At 66.5% G+C, this 13,910-nt stretch carries 15 protein-coding genes; 13 read left to right on the plus strand and 2 right to left on the minus strand.

From position 1 onward, the window contains the following. The first annotated feature begins 5 nt into the window (after positions 1-5). The 8 genes from IEY70_RS11535 (at position 6) to IEY70_RS11570 (ending at position 7,602) form a co-directional block, all read left to right on the plus strand. A complete protein-coding gene (locus IEY70_RS11535; RefSeq protein ID WP_189065174.1) occupies positions 6-362 on the plus strand; it encodes a hypothetical protein in 357 nt (118 codons plus the stop codon). Next, positions 359-2,998: a TraC family protein gene (locus IEY70_RS11540; protein ID WP_189065175.1), complete on the plus strand. Its 2,640-nt coding sequence runs from the start codon at positions 359-361 to the stop codon at positions 2,996-2,998. The genes IEY70_RS11535 and IEY70_RS11540 overlap by 4 nt, the downstream gene beginning before the upstream one ends. Further along, positions 2,995-4,068 carry a hypothetical protein gene (locus IEY70_RS11545; RefSeq protein ID WP_189065176.1) on the plus strand — a complete coding sequence of 358 codons (1,074 nt, stop codon included), beginning with the start codon at positions 2,995-2,997 and terminating at the stop codon, positions 4,066-4,068. The genes IEY70_RS11540 and IEY70_RS11545 overlap by 4 nt, the downstream gene beginning before the upstream one ends. Next, positions 4,065-5,399: a hypothetical protein gene (locus IEY70_RS11550; protein WP_189065177.1), complete on the plus strand. Its 1,335-nt coding sequence runs from the start codon at positions 4,065-4,067 to the stop codon at positions 5,397-5,399. The genes IEY70_RS11545 and IEY70_RS11550 overlap by 4 nt, the downstream gene beginning before the upstream one ends. Before the next feature lie 133 nt (positions 5,400-5,532). Then, on the plus strand, positions 5,533-6,015 hold the full coding sequence (locus IEY70_RS11555; protein ID WP_189065178.1) for a hypothetical protein: 483 nt from the start codon (positions 5,533-5,535) through the stop codon (positions 6,013-6,015). A 4-nt stretch (positions 6,016-6,019) separates the two neighbouring features. Then, positions 6,020-6,355 (plus strand): hypothetical protein, encoded by a 336-nt coding sequence (locus IEY70_RS11560; RefSeq protein ID WP_189065179.1) that lies wholly within the window; start codon positions 6,020-6,022, stop codon positions 6,353-6,355. After that, a complete protein-coding gene (locus IEY70_RS11565; RefSeq protein ID WP_189065180.1) occupies positions 6,352-7,272 on the plus strand; it encodes an AAA ATPase domain-containing protein in 921 nt (306 codons plus the stop codon). The genes IEY70_RS11560 and IEY70_RS11565 overlap by 4 nt, the downstream gene beginning before the upstream one ends. Before the next feature lie 147 nt (positions 7,273-7,419). After that, complete coding sequence (locus tag IEY70_RS11570) at positions 7,420-7,602, plus strand: hypothetical protein (protein ID WP_189065181.1); 183 nt, start codon at positions 7,420-7,422, stop codon at positions 7,600-7,602. Between the two features lie 242 nt (positions 7,603-7,844). Here IEY70_RS11570 and IEY70_RS11575 read toward each other — a convergent pair whose 3' ends face one another. Beyond that, positions 7,845-8,702 carry a hypothetical protein gene (locus IEY70_RS11575; RefSeq protein ID WP_189065182.1) on the minus strand — a complete coding sequence of 286 codons (858 nt, stop codon included), beginning with the start codon at positions 8,700-8,702 and terminating at the stop codon, positions 7,845-7,847. Continuing rightward, complete coding sequence (locus tag IEY70_RS11580) at positions 8,686-9,135, minus strand: hypothetical protein (RefSeq protein WP_189065183.1); 450 nt, start codon at positions 9,133-9,135, stop codon at positions 8,686-8,688. Before IEY70_RS11580 ends, IEY70_RS11575 begins: the two co-directional genes overlap by 17 nt. Positions 9,136-9,162: 27 nt before the next feature. Here IEY70_RS11580 and IEY70_RS11585 point away from each other — a divergent pair, with 27 nt between their 5' ends. From IEY70_RS11585 to IEY70_RS11600, 5 genes are all read left to right on the plus strand, one after another. Beyond that, a complete protein-coding gene (locus IEY70_RS11585) occupies positions 9,163-10,803 on the plus strand; it encodes a M3 family metallopeptidase (RefSeq protein WP_189065184.1) in 1,641 nt (546 codons plus the stop codon). 11 nt (positions 10,804-10,814) lie between these two features. After that, positions 10,815-10,949 carry a hypothetical protein gene (locus IEY70_RS21305; protein WP_268243911.1) on the plus strand — a complete coding sequence of 45 codons (135 nt, stop codon included), beginning with the start codon at positions 10,815-10,817 and terminating at the stop codon, positions 10,947-10,949. Between the two features lie 31 nt (positions 10,950-10,980). Further along, positions 10,981-12,726 carry a hypothetical protein gene (locus tag IEY70_RS11590; RefSeq protein ID WP_189065185.1) on the plus strand — a complete coding sequence of 582 codons (1,746 nt, stop codon included), beginning with the start codon at positions 10,981-10,983 and terminating at the stop codon, positions 12,724-12,726. A gap of 92 nt (positions 12,727-12,818) precedes the next feature. Further along, a complete protein-coding gene (locus IEY70_RS11595; RefSeq protein WP_189065186.1) occupies positions 12,819-13,601 on the plus strand; it encodes a hypothetical protein in 783 nt (260 codons plus the stop codon). A 10-nt stretch (positions 13,602-13,611) separates the two neighbouring features. Beyond that, complete coding sequence (locus tag IEY70_RS11600) at positions 13,612-13,851, plus strand: hypothetical protein (protein ID WP_189065187.1); 240 nt, start codon at positions 13,612-13,614, stop codon at positions 13,849-13,851. The last annotated feature ends 59 nt before the right edge of the window (positions 13,852-13,910 follow it).

A 13,910-nucleotide genomic window follows, 5' to 3' on the forward strand; every position in this document is an offset into this window, starting at 1 on the left:
AGACCATGAGTGAGCAGCCGTTGACCCACCAGGCGCACCGGACGGACAGCCGGGCCCCGCTGATCGCGTTTTTCGACGCGACCGACATCGCGGTGCTGGGCCTGACGTTCTTCATCACCATCAACGTCACGAAGAAACTCATCGCCGCCAGCGGCTTCCAGCTGCTGGCCACGGGGATCGTCGTGGCCGTGGTGTACGTGCTCCTGATGCTGTTCAAGCGGCTGCTCTCGCCCTACCCGCGCATGGCGACCCACATGATGAACTGGTACTTCAAGCCTGACCTGTACGAGGTGCAGCCCGATCCTGACCCGACCCCGCTCTACCGGGTGCGGCCCGGAGAACTTGACGAGGAGGTCACGTGACCACGTTCCGCTTCAAACGTGCGCCCGCGCCCCCAGGACCGACCCGCCCGGCTGCCCCGGCGCGGGTCGGCCGCCTCGGGAAGGGTGGGCAACCACTCAAAGTCGGCAATCTGCTGCGGGAGCAGCCGCACTGGGACCTGCTGGACGGCGTGATGTTTCTGGACAGACCCGGCGGCCGGGACAAACCCTGTACCGAGGTGGGGATCGAAATTCAGCCCTCCTCACGGCTCTTCCAGACCAGCCAGAAGCTGGCCGAGCTGCACCAGATGGTGAAGGGCGTCCTGCAACAGGGCGTCGCGCGGGAGGAGCGGGGCCGCCTCTACATCGAGGTGCAGACCGCCCCGCCCGAGGACCTGCACCCCTACCGGGACGTGCCAGCGAGTGAGCATGAACTGGTCAACCTCATGGCGCAGGACCGGTACGAGTACCTGGAGGGGCTGCGCCAGAAGAACCTGGTGAAGCGCTGGCGTTTTTTCATGACCTGCACGTCCAGGGCCACCGCGAAGTACAGCAAGGAAGCCCGCCCCACCCCCGAGGAACTGGTGGCCACGGTCCGCAAGGCCGACGCCGCCGCCGCTGGCCTGCTGGGCTACCTGCGGAACGCGGGGTACGAGGCCCGGCGCATGTCGAGCAACGAGATGTTCAAGCTGACCTACCGGTACCTCAATCCCGGCCGGGCCAGTGGCCGCGTACCCAACTGGGTCCCGCCGGAGAAGCGCGTCAGGGTGGTGCCTGACCAGCCGGAAGGGGAGGCCGCCCGCCCACGTGAGCGGCTGTTCACCCTCAAAGAGCAGCTGTTCCAGACGCCGGTGAACAACGAGGACATGAGCCACCTGCGGATCGGCCCTGCAGGGCAGCCCAAGCACGTGGGCACCGTGAGCCTGGCGCGGGTGCCGCAGCGCACGGTGACCGGCATGCTCGCACGCGTGCTGGAGAAACTGGAGGCCAGTACCTACTACGTGGTGCTGGAGTTCGACCACAACGACCCCACGGAAACCGACAGGAAGCTGGAAGTCTCGAAAAACCGCCTCTTCTCGCAGATGGGGTCAGGGACGAAAGAAGCCCCGAACGTCAAGGCCCAGGCGAAACTGCGCGACCTCAACCAGACGATCAGGCACCTGACGTCCACCGGCGACCACACCTACCGCGTCGGCATGACGCTGGTGCTGATCGCCGACAGCGCCGAGGAGCTGCGGCAGGCCAGGGAATCAGCGGTGAGCGCGTGCGCCATCGTGCCCGGCTCCGGGGTGGTCAAGCACGACTTCCAGAGCCTCTTCCAGTGGTTTTCGCTGATTCCCTTCAACGGGCAGCGCGGGCCGTTCCTGTTCGAGGCCACCGAAACCACCGCCGCTGACTTCTTCCCGCCGGTCGCGCCGTGGAAGGGTGGTGACCGGCCCACCTGGGTGGTCCGCACCCGGCAGAACAGTCTGGCCAACGTGGACTTCTTCACCGGGCCCACAAACGCCAACCACTTCGCCGTGTTCGCGCCCACCGGGTACGGCAAGACGTTCACGGTCATGAGCCTGCTCAGTGCCCACATCCGCGCCCACAATCCCTTCGTGACGGTGGTGGACCGCAAGGAAGACTTCAGGTTCTTCATCGGGAGCCTGAGCGACGATCAGAAGCACAACAGCGCCGTGGTGCCGTTCTACCCGGGGGCCGCGACGCAGCTCAACCCCATGGACCTCCCGGAAGGGGACACGAAGCCGGACGCGGTGAAGCAGGCCTTCCTGCTCGCGCTGGTGCGGTACTTCGTGCCGCCGTCGAGCAACAGCCGCGAGGCGGGCGAGGAGAAGGCCCTGATCCTGGAGGCCCTGGGTCAGACCTACCGCCGCGTGAAGCGTGAAGGCCGCTCCCCGCTGCTGAGCGAGTTCGCCGCCACCCTGAACGCGATGGAGATGTACGGAGACGGCGGGCCGATCGCAGCGGAACAGCGGGCGCTGGCCCGCTCGATTGCCCTGCGGCTGCGGCCGGTGCTGGGCGAGGATTCCCCCTGGGGACCGATCCTGGACCGGCCCACCAACGTCAACACCCACGCCCAGTTCATGTACTACGACCTGAGCGGCATCGCCGACAGCGACCTGGAGATGCGGCGCGTGGCGCTGCACATCGTGAACGACCGCATCTGGCAGGCCGCCCGGCGCCTGCCCCGCAGCGTCCGCAAGATCGCCTTCATCGACGAGTTCGGCAGCCAGATCCAGACCGAGGAGGACCGGGCGTTTGTCAGCACCACCCTGCGCCTGGCCCGCAGCAGCAACCTCGCCTTCGGCCTGGCCACCCAGACGCTTGAAGACATGAACCGCATCTCCGGCATGGAAGAAGCCATCTACTGGTACCTGCTGGGCCGGCTGGAGGGCGGTGAGCAGGTCATCCGCGACGTGCTCAGGCTCCCGGGCAGCGTGAGCCGTGAGATTTCACTGCTCAGGGAGGGCCGGGGCTACAAGGAGTGGGCCCTGATCTACCGCAGCAAGGACGGCCCCAAGAACGGCGACATCATCAAGGTCGAGGAGTCCCGCCGCAGCTACTGGTACCTCACCAGCGAGCCCGGCGAGGCGGCCAGACGGGACGAGTACCTGAAGCGGTACGGCAACCTCAAAGACGCCGTGCAGGCCATTCTGGACGAGGAGGCAGTATGACCACGCACCAGCGCTGCGTGCGGGCCGTCATCCTGGCGGCCACCCTGACCGGGCTGACCGCCCCGGCGCAGGCTCAGGCCCTGACCTGGGACGACCTGGGCGGCACCCTGAAACGGGCCTGTACCTACGTGAACGGCGGCGGGCAGTCCGGCGGCATCCAGTACGGCGGGGACCGCAACCTGCAATGGGTGTGCACGGTCAGCAGCATGTACACCTTCATCAGCAACAACATCATCAACGGTGACTGGCAGGGCTTCGCGCAGGACGTGATGGGCCGGTACGTGACGGAACTGGCCTCCTACCTGACCGGGCAGCTGGGCCTGGGCTCCCTGAACGAAACGGTCGATCAGCTGAACGACATGATGCGCGGCACCTACCGTGACTTCCGCAACGCCATGCTGGGCGCCATGAAAAACGCCCTGCTGTCGCGCGGGCAGTACGCCCCGGAGGACAACCAGGGCCTGCCCGGCAGCACCCCGGGCGGCCTGGCGGATTACTTCGCGGACGTCAACCCGATCTTCAACGCCTCCCAGACCGCGGGGCGCCTCGGGCAGACCATCGAGAAGTTCAAGGCCGCCGACACCGCCATGCGGGTCAAGAAGGTGCAGGAACAGAGCATCAAGGCCATTGAAGACACCGTGGCGCCAGCCATGAGCAACGCCATGGGCACCATCGGCAACGGCGTGCAGGCCGGTCAGGCCGACGAGCTGTACCGGAGCGCGGAAAGTGCCGTGTCCACGCGGGAAGTCGCGGTGGCCCAGGCCAGGGTGATGACGGAGGCCATGAAGTCGGACGCCGTGTACAACACGTCCGTCCTGAGCCTGCTGTCCGAGATCGCCAGGCAGGGCGTGCTGAACAACTCGGAACTCGCGCAGGCGCGTGCCCGCGCCGAGGCGCAGCAGGCCGACACCGAGAACGAACTCAAGCAGTACCTCGAACAGCAGGCAGAACAGACCCTGAACGAGGCCCGCGACGTGGCGCAGCAGGTGGACCGCAACGTGCAGACCGCGTCCAGCATGCTCGACCCGGACGTGAGCACCACCCGCATCCTGGAGGACCTGGCCCCATGACCCGCGCCCTGCAACTCCTGATCATGCTCATGGCCCTCACGCTGGGGCAGACGTCCGCGCAGCAGGAAGTGCCGGACCCGGCCGACTCCATCACGCAGTACCTGGAGCACAGCAAATTCAACCAGTACCAGCAACTCGTGCTCGGCGACCCCGTGGCCACCCTGCGTGACTACGCCGACATTCCCCGCAAGGCCAACCTGCCCGGCTACGTGCTGAGCCTGGCCGGCGTCCTGACCGTGGTGGGCTTCGCCCTCTCCCTGTGGCGCGCGGCCGTGATCGCCAGCGAGACCGCCATCAAGGGGGCGTTCATGAACATGATCGTCAGCGGCCTCATGCTCGGCCTGTGCTTCAACTTCGCCAACGGCACGAAAGTGCCGTGGTCCTTCAGCGCCATCATGTTCAACCAGTGGGGCGCGACGTACGACTGGTCACGGCGCACGTTCGCAAAAGACATGGACGTGCGGATCGAGGAGGCCCAGGCGGGCATGTACGCCCTGATGGGGCAGGTGGTCTCCAGCGCGTCCCTGGTGGCCATCCCCGGCGGAACCGGCGTGGCGATCCGTTCCGCGCGTGGCATGGCCCTGGCCGCCAAGGGCGAGAAGATCAGCGCGGGCCTGGCCGCCGCCGGCACCGCGGGCAGGCTGGAAACAGCCAGCCTCCGCAGCGGCGCCCAGGTGCTCGGCAGGATGAACGTCGCCATGTCCTTCCTGAACTACATCCTGATGGCGTACTCGTTCGTGGTCACCGTCTCCGGGCTCCTGGTGCTGGCCAGCATCTACGTGCTGCCGCTGGGCTTCGCGGCCATCAACTTCGGCTCGACGCGGATTCTCTGGACGGTGTTCGGGACGTTTTTCGCGTCCTGGTTCACCATCCTGCTGCTGCCGCTGTTCCTGGCCGTCAGTCTCAACAAGTCGTTCGTCGAGCCGGCGAAGACGATGGACTACTACGCCCAGCACCTCAGCATTCAGCGGGTCAAGGCGCAGGATGAGGCCACCCGCGCCTCCCAGGACGTGCAGCAGCAGGCTCTGGACAGCGTTGCGAACTGCCAGGCGGCCACGCCCGCAGGTGACCTGCAGGCCGATCCGTGCGCCGAGGTGCAGGGGGGCGGCTGGGTCGAGCGGCTGCTGACCGGCATGTCGGACGTGCTCACGCAGCGGCTGGGCGTGATCTCTGACCTGTTCAACGGCATCGTCAACACCATCCAGAGCGCGTTCTGGGGCCTGAGCGTCTCCATCGTAGGCATGATGGTCTCCATCGGGATCATGCTGGCCACACCAAGCCGCTTCGCGTCCTTCTTCGGCGGTGTGGCCGAAGCAATGAAGGGCAAGTGATACGGATTCCGTCTGCTTCGTTCACAACCCGGGACTTCACCGGGTTGCGAACTCCACGCCCGGAACCCGTTCTGCTCCCACTCGCATCCGCTCGAACTGAATGGTTTGAAACAACCATTCAGTCGGAGTCCCTATGATGCGCCGCCTCCTGCCTGCGCTGCTGCTGAGCCTGGGGACCGCCCAGGCCCAGGGCAGCGTGAGCCTGCAGGACCTGTGCCTTCAGATGACGACCAGCCGCGTGCAGGTGGTGGCCTACCTGCCCGCCCTGGAGTCCGCGGACCTCGCCGAGTGCTTCCGGCAGGCGAAGGTCAACTACGGCCGGCGCGTGCTGCTGCTGACCGTCCCGTACTTCACCAGGTCCTCCAGCAGCTACGTGCCCAGCCTGGCGCTCGCGGGCGTGCCGGTGTTCGAGGCCAACGTCAACAGTCCGGTGGGGATCGTCCTGATTGACGGCGTGGCCTACGCCGCCCCGAACCTGGGCCGCGCCACGTCCGCGCCCCCCGCCGCGGCCAGTGCCGCCCAGACCCGCGTGTACGCCGGGTGGTTCACCTCAGCCCTGAAGTCCGCCACACGCCTGTCCCCCGTGGACGCCCTCAGCCGCCTGACCCGGAGGTAACGCCATGACCACCCACACCCACGACGCCGACCTGACTCCCGCCCGCAGGAGCGCCCTGCTGCCCAGGCTCGTGCAGAGCCTCATCCGCAGCCCGTACCTGCTGCTGCTGCTGGCCCTGACCCTGCTGGGCCTGGCGCTGCCCTTCTTCGACGCCCGGGGCATCATCGCGGCGCTGTTCATCCTCGCCGTGGTGGCCACCCTGAGGCTGCTGCTGACCATCCGTGACACCCTGCGCGCCCAGCTGGCCGCCACGGAAGCGCAGACCCGCGCGCTCACCGCCAGCAACGACCTGCTCAAACTCGTGGTCACAGGCCGCCGCGGTACCGGAGAGGCGGAGTGACCACCCTCGCTGCCGCCCCTGCGCTGTCACGCGAGCCTGTGCAGCGCATCACCGATGACGTGGGTACCCTGCTGCGGTTCCTGCCGGGCGACGTCGCGGGGTTGCTGCGGCCCATCATGGACACGGTCGACGAGATCAAACTGCGTTACGGGCGGCCGCTGATGGTGCTGATGGGTGACCGCTGGGAAGTGTTCGACGAGATCACCGTGGACAACGATCACCTGCTGGACATCAACGCCAAGGTGATGAACTGGCGCGATGACGGCCGCAAGGGCGTGGAAGGCACCTGCCACCGCCTCTACCGCACCCGGAACGCCGACGGGACCATCGAGGGCGTCACCGTCCGTATCGGCCGCTTCCTGCAGGGCGTGGCGTGGCCCCTGAAGCCCTACCTGGACGAGGACGCGAGCCTGCTGATCATGGGCACGCCCGGCAGTGGCAAGAGCACCCTGGAACGTGACATCGCCCGGCTGATCGCCGAGCAGATCCGCGCGTTCTGCGTCATCGTGGACACCAGCGCCGAACTGAGCGGCGACGGCCGCCGCGCGCACCCCGGCATCGGATACGCCGACCGGGTGCAGGTGGCCATCAAGGCGCAGCAGGCCGACGTGATCTGGGAAGCGGTCCGCAGCCTGAACCCCCGCGTCCTGGTCGTGGATGAGATCGGCTACGCGGACGACGCCCGCGTGATCCGGCAGGCCTCCAAGCTGGGCGTGAAGACCGTGGCCACAGCCCACGGCAACACGTTCCAGGACCTGGTCGAGAACGAAGCGCTGAGCCCGGTGTATGACCCGCCCATCTTCCGGTGGCTGGTCATCGTCGCGGCGCGCGGTGTGTATCACCTGTACGATCTGCCCAGGGCGATGGACCGGCACCGCCAGGGTCAGGTGCCGGCGTACCGGGAACTGAGGGTGTGATACGGATTCCGTCTGTTTCGCTGACAGATCGGAACACCACCGATCTGCCAGCTCCACGTCCGGAACCCGCTTCGGCTCCTACTCGCTCCGCTCGGATTGAATGGGCTTTGCAGCCCATTCAATCGGAATCCGTATGAGGTGAGACAGATGCTAACCAACCACGACGTTGTGACCATGCTCAGGCGTGCAGTCTGGATCAGCTGGCGCGCGCTGACACTCCTGGCTGGCCTGCTGCTGCTCCTGCTCCAGCTGCTCGGCGTGCTCGCCGGCCTCGCGTTCCGTGAGGTTGACCGTGTGCACAGAGACGCGGCGCGACCGCCGTTCTGGTAAGCCGCTGCCAGGCACTCTTCAGCACCGCTGCGTCGGGCGGGTTGCCGGGGACAACGGCGGGTGGAACGAAAACGCTGCCCGCATGCTGTTAAGGACACTGCGTTTATCTTTTAGATAAATCGCGCGGAGCGCGGAGCAGAGGAAGTACGTTGAAGCGGGAATGGAGAGATTCCGGCGCCTTCCCGGAATCTCGCAATGTTAGCTTCGACGTACTTAACCGCCGGTGTGCCTCACCATGTTCATCAGCTGCCGAACGGAAGCGTGATGAGCTGCCAGAGAAAGAAGGCCAGCACGAAGAACGCCCGGGTCACGGGTGACGACGCACTCGCAAAACCGATGCAGGCCAGCAGGACCGCGAAGCTGGGGACCGGCAGGACGCTGTACGCGGTGATGAAAAACAGGATCAGGGCCAGATCCCGCCAGACGACCCTGTGCCGTGGCAGAGGTGCCAGAAAGACGACCGCGAGCGCGACTTCAAGGACCTGGGTCAGCCGCGTGAACACCTCGGCGGTGAGCGCAATGTTCGGCGGTCTGATCAGGGGGACGGTCAAGGTCGAGCTCTGGTTCAGGAGACTTGTGATGGTCTGGATGTTGTGTTGCAGCTGATCCTGCGTCAGGCCAGTCACCGGCTGGGTGGTGACCCCGATCGGGATGGTGGTTGACATGAAGTACCGCATGGCCGTCCCGTCGAGGAATTCCGGGGAGATGAACTTCCACAGCGCGGCGAACAGGAACGTGGCGCCGATCAGGTACCGGCCGGAGACGGCCAGCATGCCGCGCTGGTCGCGTGCAAAGAACGACAGGAACACAGCGCAGATCCAGTACAGCAGCAGGAAGGTGTGCCCTCCAGGCACCCACCAGTTGTTGGCGACAGGCAGGGCGGCGGCGAGGAGTACGGTGAACCAGAACACCTGCTCGTGGAGCACCTGCCGCAGGAGGATGGCCACGGCCAGGAGGCAGGCGTAGATGGTCTGCACCTGATCCCCGAAGCTGCTGTACCTTGCCAGCACGAAGAGGGTCATCAGGCCGAGCGTGGGCCACCCGTCGAGTTGATCGCAGAGGCCCGTCCACCAGCGGACCGCGTTAATGGCAGGGCGCAAGGCGCACGGACTCCTTCAGGGTATTGGTCACGGTGAAGCGCTCAGGATCGAAGGTGAGTTCCCGGTACTCGACTTTCAGGGCGATGAGGCGGCGCGGGGTCTGCCGCAGCTCGGGGCTGCAGGCGGCGGCCTGACCGTACGCCCGCAGATCGGCTCGTGAGGGGTGCAGCATCAGGGTCTCACTGACGCCCCGGAGTGACCGGGGGCCCTCCACCTGCTGCCAGTGCCCGCTCCGGTCCAGGACGAGCAGGGAGACGCGGCGGCCCCGCTGGTCATTCACCGTGGCGTACATGCCGAAACCCCCACCCCGCCAGGCGCTGACCTGTTCGTGATGCCAGCGCCAGACATGGGCTGACGCGACCGCCGCCAGGATCAGGACTGGAACGGCCGCGAGCATCTGATCAGACGGGCAGAGGCGTGGCGCAGCGGGCATGGTTGGGGTCTCGCTATACATTACGGCATGCCCACCGCACTGCAGCACCTTGACCGCCGGGCACAGGCCATCGTTGACGCGCAGCGGGCCCTGGCGGACCTCGGGCCAGGCCAGGACGCCCTGCCTGGCTGGTTCCAGGACTGGAATCAGTTGAAATGCCGGATTCAGAGCCTGTGGCTGGAGCAGATCGTCGCGCAGCACACCCGGCCGGAGCACGGGGAGACGGAGGCGCTGCACCGCCGGTTCTCGGAGCACTGGCTGCCCGAGCTCGAACGTCTCGACGGTGAGCTGCAGCGTCTGGCGCTGGCTAGTGGACTCGCGGACCTGCACCCGGCCGTGGCGGCGGCACTGGAGGAGGAACCGGAACCGTCCGCGCGCCTGCTGCAGTTGCGCGCCGCGGAGCGTCAGCTGATCAGGGACTACCAGGTGATCGTCGGGCGTCAGCAGGTGGCGTACGGGAGCGAGTCCCTGACCGTGGCGGACGCGGAGGCGCGGCTGCGATCAACGCCGGAGCGGGCGGAGCGTGAAGTGCTCTGGCGGCAGATCAGGGCAGCGGAACTGGCCTGCGTGCCTGAGCTGGACGCCCTCCTGGGGCGCCTGCTGCAGGTGAGGCAGGACATTGCGGTGGAGAGCGGTGCTCCGGACTACGCCAGTCTGCACTGGGCCAGCCGGGCAGACACCATCGCGGGCACCGAGGCATTGCTCGAAGCCATCGGCGAGGTGTTCCAGAACGTGGACCGGGCGTTGCGTGACCACCGGGCCGGAGCGCTGGGCGTGCCGTCCCTGCGCCCCTGGGATCTGGACGTGGCGCTCACGGCCCCCACGACCGCTGCGTTGCCCATCGAAGAGTACGTGCCGACTGCCGAACGGGTCCTGAACCGCATCGACGGTCAGTTCGGCGAGGTGGTCAGGCAGATCCGTGACCACGGCGGATTTGACCTCGCGCCCCGGCCGGGAAAACCGAACGGCAACATCTGCGCCCATGACCTCGACAGGGGGCGCTCGGTGCTCGTCTGTAACTTCTCCGGTGGGGTGGAGTCCTTCCGGGGCCTGCTGCATGAACTGGGGCACGCCGCGCACCATCACAGCCTCTCCGGTGTGCCCGGTCACGTGTTCTGGGATTTCACGGGCTTCTGGGAAGTGCAGGAGTTTTACGCCTTCGTGTTCACCTACATCGGCCTGCTGGAATTCTTCGAGGTGCAGGAGGTCAGCGCAGAGGAGCGGCAGTGGTACCTGCGCTCGACGGTGGAGCGCATCATGGAACGCTTCAGTGACATTGAAGAGCGCACCCGGCTGGACCTGTGGCTCTACCAGCAGCGGCCCCCCACCACCGATCAGATTGACGCCCGGTACCGGGAACTGACCCGCACCTCCGGGGTGGACTGGAGCGGGCTGGAGGACACCCTGAGCAAGCGGTGGCAGAAGCCTCACACCTTCAAGTACGCCTTCTACAACATCGATTACGCGGTCGCGATGCTCGCGGCGCTGCAGTTCGTGCATGCCTACCGCGAAGACAGAACGGCGGCCCTGACGCGCCTGAAGTGCAGTATGCTGCTGGGCGCAACCGTTGGAGCGCAGCGCATCTTTGCCGAGGCTGGCATCACCTTCCCGTTTCAGCGGGATCAACTGGTCCTGGCAAGGTCCGTGCTGGAAGACTGGTTGTCATAAGGGGGCTCACCATGAAGAAACTGCTTGGGTACGCTCTTGTCCTTCTGATTGGCCTGGGATCAGCGTACGCCGCTGGGACCAGAGGGCACGTCGTTCAGGCGGCAAAAGCCGCCTGCTGCATCGCGATCAATGCCGACAAGGACTGACCGCCGGCTGGTCGCTGTCACCGGGTAAGAGATGGACGTTCACGCCGTTGATCTCGACTCCTCGCAGGTCTTCCAGGACTGGTTCATCGAGCAGATCGAGCATGTTCCACCCGAGCAGATCGTGGACGCCCTGGAGGGCATCGGCTCAGACACCGCGTACATCCGGGCGCTGATCGTTTCTTACTGGCGAAGCACGCCGCAGTACGACCGGTTGCTGAAGCGGTGCCTGACCATGAGTAACGTCGTGGCCAACGAAGTGGCCAAGGGATTCGCGGTCTACCAGCGGTCGGTCAACATCATGATGGAGGGCGGCGCGCACATGCATGCCCGCCTGGCGGAGATGCGCGGCGCGCTGGCGTTCTCGCTCCGGCGACTGTCGCAGGTGCCGGTCACGGACCTGCTGATCGAGGCCCAGATTGGGATCTACCTTCCCACAGCGGTCCTGTACCTCAACGAGCAGAACTTTGAGGAGTCCCTGCAGTACGCCTCGCAGGCGCTGTTCCTGGCGGAGCAGATCAAGGGGGCCGTGTCGGTCGCCCGGACCCGGGCCTCCCTGATCTCCTGTCATTCGGCGGCCGGGCACGTGGAGACGACGATCGCCCTGGCCCAGGACGACCGCCGGCAGCAGTTCCGGTACGGATGGCGCTTCACGGAACTGGCCCTGGCCAACAGCCTGTTCCTCCTGGGCAATTACCCGGAAGCGGTCGCGACCCTGACCGATCTGACGCAGCGGGTGGACGGCGTCCATGAGCAGCGCGCCCGCTCGCTCCTGCAGCAGAAGGCGGCCTTCTGGGGGGTGGGTGGGCTGGAGGGTGACGTGTTCCCCACGCTGCCGGGTGAAGAGCCGTCCGGCTGGATGACGGAGGTCATGCGCGGGATGATGCGCGCCACCGCCCTGCCGCGTGAGGGCCGGGAAGCGGAGGAGCGCGCCAGTCAGTTCGCCACCGTCATTCAGCTCTGCCGCCTCGCGGAGGATGAGGGGCGGCGGATCTACCAGTGGCAGCGCGCGTTCGCGAAATGGGCGGCGGCGACGGCCCACCTGGGCCGCGGGGAATTCTCGGCGGCGGCGGGGGCGCTCGAACGGATCGGTGACGTGCCGGCGGAACTGTTTGACCTGCGGGTGCTGTCGCTTGGCGCCGGACTGGACCTGGCGCTGACCTGGGCCGCGCCGGGGGACTGGTCCGTGGCGCGGATGGAGGCGGGGTTGCGGCAGGTGTTCGCCGAGGTCGAGGAGCGGCGGTACGCGAGTGCGCCCGGCCTGGCGCGGCTGCTGCACCGCTGGCACCCGACCGCCGCGGCGTATCTGGCGCTCATGCCGGAACCGGTCGGTGCCTGTGCGTTTGCCATCCGGGACGTGCTGAAGGTGGGCCAGCAGAACGTCGTGTTTGATGACGTGGTGCTGCCGCCGGTGTACGCCTGTGATCTGGTGCTCCGGGCCCTGGATTTTGACCTGCGCCGTGATTTCTCGTTTGTGCAGAGTGACCCTGGTGGCAGCCGCCGCAAGAAGAAGGAACTGCGGCAACAGGTGGGTGAGGTCACGGTCTGGAGGCAGCCTGTCTCGGCCGTGCGGATTGCCTACGGCCTGTTGACGCACCAGAAGGAGGCCTATCACCTCCGTGCCCGTTCGGTCGTGCAGAGCTATGGTGTGCGGCCCAGTACGTCGGCGATGTACCCCATGATCGGGGCGCTCGAAGAGGTGGAGCTTGCTGTTCGCGCCCTGCTGGAAGGGTACCTGACGCCAAAAGGACTGGCTGCAAGGATGCTGGAGATCCGCTGAGCAGGCAGGCCGACAGACCTTCACATGCGGTACTCATCAAGCAGTCGCCTCCCTGTCAGCCCCTCTTTCTGCCATGACTTTACGATCCGTTCATGGGGCAAGTCCTGAACAGTGGTCAGGTGAGCGCAGCCACGCTCACCGGATTGACTCCGTCCCGTCCTTTTTCAATCTCAAGTTCCAGTCACCCACCCACCCTCCACCTCGAATTCATCCTGCCCGAATCGCTGCGCAGCGCGGCCGAGGCCCGGACACACTGCAGTCAGTTCCTCGCCGCGCTCCTCGAGACCGAACTGGCGCCCGGACAGCGGGGCCGCCTGCTGTACCACCACCCACCCGGGGCCGTCCGTGCTCCCTGTGTTCTGTCCATAGGTCGCGTTCACGGCTCTCCCCGGACGACAGGGACGCGCGGCACCGACCGCCACTGCCTGATCACCCGCATGCGCCAGGGGGGGCTGGCCGCGCGCCTGCTCACGGAGGCTGAACTGACCAGCACGCAGCGCGTCAGTGTCGCCCTGGCACAGCGCGACGCCACCCTGCTGACCCTGCAGTGCGGCCCGGAAGCGACCCATCCGCACATCACCCGCGCCCTGCGCGAGGCCCTGCACAACGACGATTACGTCTACATCCTGGACTTTCAGCGTCTCTCCGGCCGTGACCTGGCGACGCAGAGCGCAGATTGCCTCTATGCCCTGAGTCTGGTGCTGCCCGGCGCCACCAGGGACACCGCCGAGCGTGCTCAGGCCGCCCTGTTCGAGATGAATGGCGCGCTGGCCCGCCGACGGACCCACCGTTGCCCCGGCGGACCCTTTCCCACCCCCGGACGACTCATCCATCCCGGCAGCATGTACACCATTGCCGATCTCATCCCCGCATGACCAGGTGCCCATGAATTCACCTCTGACGCTGTACCAGAACGCTGTGCTCCGTGCGCAGCAACAGGACTGGGATCTCGCCACGGCGGCGCTGGACGCGGCCTACCGGGCAGCTCCCCCTCTCGAACTCAGCCTGGATGACTGCCAGACCCTCAGACGCCACAGCGACGAGCTGGCCGTCGTGGGACAGCAGTTGCCCTGCCTCACCCCGACCCTCCAGTTGTTCAGCCGGTTTCTTTCTCTGTCGGCCTGATACGGACTCCGATTGAATGGGCTGCAAAGCCCGCTGGGTCCGAGCGGAGCGAGTAGGAG

The sequence above is a fragment of the Deinococcus seoulensis genome (assembly GCF_014648115.1).
GTDB lineage: Bacteria > Deinococcota > Deinococci > Deinococcales > Deinococcaceae > Deinococcus > Deinococcus seoulensis.

What these genes read in the sequence shown, in the direction of transcription:
- IEY70_RS11535 (WP_189065174.1), top strand. Translation starts at nt 6, where the DNA reads ATGAGTGAGCAGCCGTTGACCCACCAGGCGCACCGGACGGACAGCCGG.
- IEY70_RS11545 (WP_189065176.1), top strand. Translation starts at nt 2,995, where the DNA reads ATGACCACGCACCAGCGCTGCGTGCGGGCCGTCATCCTGGCGGCCACC.
- IEY70_RS11550 (WP_189065177.1), top strand. Translation starts at nt 4,065, where the DNA reads ATGACCCGCGCCCTGCAACTCCTGATCATGCTCATGGCCCTCACGCTG.
- IEY70_RS11555 (WP_189065178.1), top strand. Translation starts at nt 5,533, where the DNA reads ATGATGCGCCGCCTCCTGCCTGCGCTGCTGCTGAGCCTGGGGACCGCC.
- IEY70_RS11560 (WP_189065179.1), top strand. Translation starts at nt 6,020, where the DNA reads ATGACCACCCACACCCACGACGCCGACCTGACTCCCGCCCGCAGGAGC.
- IEY70_RS11570 (WP_189065181.1), top strand. Translation starts at nt 7,420, where the DNA reads ATGCTAACCAACCACGACGTTGTGACCATGCTCAGGCGTGCAGTCTGG.
- IEY70_RS11580 (WP_189065183.1), bottom strand. Translation starts at nt 9,135, where the DNA reads ATGCCCGCTGCGCCACGCCTCTGCCCGTCTGATCAGATGCTCGCGGCC.
- IEY70_RS11585 (WP_189065184.1), top strand. Translation starts at nt 9,163, where the DNA reads ATGCCCACCGCACTGCAGCACCTTGACCGCCGGGCACAGGCCATCGTT.
- IEY70_RS21305 (WP_268243911.1), top strand. Translation starts at nt 10,815, where the DNA reads ATGAAGAAACTGCTTGGGTACGCTCTTGTCCTTCTGATTGGCCTGGGA.
- IEY70_RS11590 (WP_189065185.1), top strand. Translation starts at nt 10,981, where the DNA reads ATGGACGTTCACGCCGTTGATCTCGACTCCTCGCAGGTCTTCCAGGAC.
- IEY70_RS11595 (WP_189065186.1), top strand. Translation starts at nt 12,819, where the DNA reads ATGGGGCAAGTCCTGAACAGTGGTCAGGTGAGCGCAGCCACGCTCACC.
- IEY70_RS11600 (WP_189065187.1), top strand. Translation starts at nt 13,612, where the DNA reads ATGAATTCACCTCTGACGCTGTACCAGAACGCTGTGCTCCGTGCGCAG.